This window comes from Komagataeibacter xylinus NBRC 15237 (assembly GCF_001571345.1).
GTDB classification, from domain to species: domain Bacteria; phylum Pseudomonadota; class Alphaproteobacteria; order Acetobacterales; family Acetobacteraceae; genus Komagataeibacter; species Komagataeibacter xylinus.
Map to the genome: position 1 here is coordinate 1 of NZ_BCTP01000096.1, position 4,158 is coordinate 4,158.

Consider the following 4,158-nt stretch of genomic DNA (forward strand, 5'->3'; position numbering starts at 1 on the left):
AGCACTCGCCGCTGCCGAGGCGCGTGCCCAGGTCGCCGAACTCCGGGCGTCTACTGCCGAAATCCGGGCCACTGATGCAGAATCGCGCGCGGCCAGCGCCGAAGCGCAGATTGCCCATCTCAAACATCTTATCGCGCGGATGCGCCAGGACCGTTTCGGCGCTTCGTCGGAGCGGGGGCGCCAGCCCCTGCGTGCCGATCTGCCGCGCGAGCGGGTCGTCATCCCCGCACCGACACAGTGTCCGTGCTGTGGCAGCGATCGTCTGAGCAAACTGGGGGAGAGCGTCACCGAGACGCTGGAGGTGATCCCGCGCCAGTTCAAGGTCATACAGACGGTGCGGGAGAAGTTCACCTGCCGGGACTGCGAGAGCATCACCCAGCCACCCGCCCCCTTCCATCCGATCGCGCGCGGACGCGCCGGCCCATGGCTGCTGTCGACCATCCTGTGCGACAAGTTCCTGCAGCATCTGCCTCTGAACCGCCAGAGCGATGCCTTTGCCCGCGAAGGGATCGATCTCGACACATCAACGCTGGCTGACTGGGTGGGAGCCTGCACCGCGACGCTGGCCCCCCTGACTACGCTGATCCGGGCGCATGTGCTGGCGGCACAACGCCTGCACGCGGACGACACCACCGTGCCGGTTCTGGCGAAAGGCCGGACAGTCACCGGACGATTGTGGAATTATGTGCGGGACGATCACCCCTTTGGAGGCACAGCGCCCCCAGCCGTCTGGTTCCGTTATTCCCGGGACCGCAAGGGCGAACATCCCACGGATCATCTCACCGGCTGGACCGGCATTGTGCAGTCAGACGCCTATGCGGGTTACAATACTCTGGCGAAACCGGGACGCCAACCCGCGCCGGTTGTCTCCGTCGGATGCTGGGCGCATGGACGCAGGGGACTGTTCAAAATCGCCGAGAGAGACAAGGCGCCCCTCGCCATAGAGGCAATAGGCAGGATCGACGCCATATTCCAAGCCGAGCGCACCATCAACGGTACGCCCCCAGAACATCGGCTGGCAGTCCGTCAAACAGACATAGCCCCTCTGGTCGACGATCTGTTCGACTGGATGCGGGAGTGTTGCCGGCGCATGTCGACAAAAAATCCCGTTGCCCACGCCATGAACTATTTTCTACGGCGTGCCGATACATTCACACGATTCCTCACAGATGGCCGTATCTGTCTGACGAACAATGCAGCAGAACGCGCCCTACGCGGCATCGCCCTGGGCAGGAAAGCCTGGTTGTTCGCCGGGTCCGATCGTGGCGGAGAGCGCGCCGCCGCCATGTATTCCCTGATCGTCACCGCGCGTCTGAACGATGTCGATCCCCACGCATGGCTCGCCGATGTCCTGGCACGGATCAATGACATCCCCAATCCACGCATCCATGAACTCCTGCCCTGGCACTGGAAAGCCCACCAGCAGGTCCACAATACCATCGCCGCCTGAATATGCCCGCGTCTCCCGCCGGATGCTTACGAAAGTCCTACCGGATTCAATCGTTTACAGCGATTCCTGGCATGCCTACGACAAGCTCGATGTGTCTGAGTTCCATCATGAGCGCGTCGATCACAGCAGGCATTTCACCCAGGGAAGAAACCACATCAATGGCATCAAGAACTTCTGGAGCCAGGCCAAGCGTCATCTGCGACGATACAATGGAATACCACGCAAGGACTTCCATCTCTTCCTGGCCGAATGCGAGTGGCGCTTCAACACCCGCTCGCCCGCAAAGCTCGTGAAAATCCTTACCGGATGGGCTAAACTCCCCTTCTAACCCGTCCCAACAAACGCTTACCTATGCCAGCCCCAAAATTAATTACTACAACGAGACGGAATTATTTCGTTATGCAAAATCATTTCAGAAAACTTATTTTCTCACTCCGCCCATTTTTATTAATGACAACATCTTCAGCAATACTATTAACAAAAGGACTTTGGAAGTTGGCTTTAGGTTTCAAATCGATGGTTTTACCATCAATTTCGGGCAATTTTCCTGATTTACAATAAAATGTAATACTATGCATGGACTGCAATCCATGGAAATGTAGAATATCCTCATTTACGCTTAATTTAATATGCCGAATTGCGCTTTGAAATGCCTCAAGGGTTGGATATTCTTTAGCAGATGCAGCTTGAATTATTATAGGCGCGTATCCATCACTGGGTATCATCCAGTGACCATCTGATTTTTCCCAAAAATAATTTCCCCACGCCGGACGAACTGCAACATAGGCAGGTCCATTAATATAGATCCACCCATCTCGTTCCTCGCGCTTCAATGTATCTCCGAACCATACACGTATACCCCCAGCATTATGACTTTCGGTACTTGGAATGGCTTGCAATATCTGAGTTGCTGAACTTTGTACTCCCCATATTGCATTATATTGACTTCCTTTTTTTAGAAATTCAGGTAGCACTGTTATCGAATCTTTTGGATTGCCACCTGCCATGATCAATCCATTCCAACGATTCTGAGAGCTAATAGCAGCCCATTTCTGAGTGGGTAGCTTGGGTAGCATTGTTGTTCCCATAACAAAATCAGGGGTTATATGGGCTATTCGTACGATCTCCTCATCGTTGGGGTCAATATGATAATATGTATCCATGGGTTTTGTGACCAGGCCTGGAGAGCGCGTCAAGACATCGTATTCGCCACGGCCATCCGTATCTACAGCGATGTCAATCACAACGGATGGTGGGGCGTAGGTGCTGCCCGTCATTGCGGCTTCACCCGGTGCTTGGCTAACAGGACGAGGACCGATATTAAAATAAAGCCAACCCGTAGATTGCATGACCATTGCCTTACCTATCGTTGAAGGATAGGCACGGGTTTTACTTCCGCCATGAATACTGTCTATCTGCTCTTGACCCCACAGGGCCCACCACAGGTCCAGAGTTTCCCGGGCTAATTCTTTTAGATTTAGATCTGCGCTAAAGTCAAAATACATATAAAAGTTTAGTAATGTATATTTTGCATAAGTTGGCGAAAAATATTCTATAAGAGTGCCATGCGTTCCCCTCTGCCGCAAATATTGCTTTATATAAGCAGTCCATGCATTCAATTGTTCGGCTGTTTTGGATCCGTCATCATATACTTTATTATGCATTTGAGGCGTATCAACTAGAAGGCTTGCTGTTGCCCAGCATGCCCCATCTCTTTGTGCGCCATGATTTTCTGATCCCCAAATCCGCCATGTATCCCAAATGTCAGCATCGGACAAATGACACTCGCTTTTTCCCCAGTTGAACATAAGCGTGGCTGCCTCCATTTCGATAACTGGCTGCAATATCCCAGACGCGATGGTACCATGGGATCCAAACATTTTAACAATACGATAGATGAATTGTGCTTGTTCAAAATGAAAAGAATCATTATCGGCTGGCGTTCCCGGAATATGATGTTTTGTTACACCCTTAAATGTGGGGCTGTGAAAAATATCCTGCAATGCATCATGAAATTCCTGATTTGCTTTTTCTACCTCACCTTGGCCGTGATGCATAAAAGCTGCTAAAACGAAATTCAATCTCCCTAAATTCTGGGTATCCACAGCAATATCGCTATTATTATACGTTGCAGATTTTGTTATAGATGGAAACGGCCTACTTATTTCCTGCTTGATTAAAAAGTCACGTCTTTCTTTACGTCCATCATTTATTGCTGCAATCTGTTCGTCAGAAAGCGGCGTAGCAGAGACCAAACCTATTTCAAGAGTGAAACAGGAGATCAACGACATCAGCAAAAGTGCATGACGATGCTTTATGATTAAACCGTACATAAACAGTCCTTTCCATAATTATATCAGAATAGTGAAAATCTTTATTATTTTCTATAAAAATTTTGAATCTGTTAGAGCCTGAATCAGAAAGCGGTTTGATTGATTTTTCGCAGAAGTCTGCGGATATGGGCAATCATCAACCACGCGTGGGATGACGAGATTGTTGCCTCGACACCCTTCGTGAGGCGACGGCAACGTCCGAGCCATGCAAAGCTACGCTCCACGATCCAGCGTTTGGGCAAGACGACGAAGCCTTCGGCCCGATCGCTACGTTTGACGATCTCGATCGTCCATCGGCCGAGTTCAGCCAGCGCACCACGCAACTTCTCGCCAGCATATCCCCCGTCACCGATCAGATGGCGAAGCCAAGGGAAT

General features: G+C 51.2%; 3 protein-coding genes and 1 pseudogene. 2 read left to right on the plus strand and 2 right to left on the minus strand.

Translation table 11 applies throughout. The annotated features are described in order from the left end of the window. Positions 1-1,450: IS66 family transposase (gene tnpC, locus GXY01S_RS16355; RefSeq protein ID WP_061276817.1), on the plus strand; the 1,450-nt coding region annotated here is incomplete at its 5' end. 31 nt (positions 1,451-1,481) lie between these two features. Continuing rightward, positions 1,482-1,778 (plus strand): annotated as a pseudogene (locus GXY01S_RS16360) (IS1595 family transposase); the annotation flags it as partial. 79 nt (positions 1,779-1,857) lie between these two features. Here the strand turns inward: GXY01S_RS16360 and GXY01S_RS18425 are convergent. Further along, positions 1,858-3,783, minus strand: coding sequence for a hypothetical protein (locus tag GXY01S_RS18425; RefSeq protein ID WP_146222824.1), 1,926 nt, complete (start codon positions 3,781-3,783; stop codon positions 1,858-1,860). A gap of 83 nt (positions 3,784-3,866) precedes the next feature. After that, the coding region (locus GXY01S_RS16365; protein ID WP_156470346.1) for a transposase at positions 3,867-4,158 on the minus strand (292 nt) is incomplete at its 5' end.

What these genes read in the sequence shown, in the direction of transcription:
- GXY01S_RS18425 (WP_146222824.1), bottom strand. Translation starts at nt 3,783, where the DNA reads ATGTACGGTTTAATCATAAAGCATCGTCATGCACTTTTGCTGATGTCG.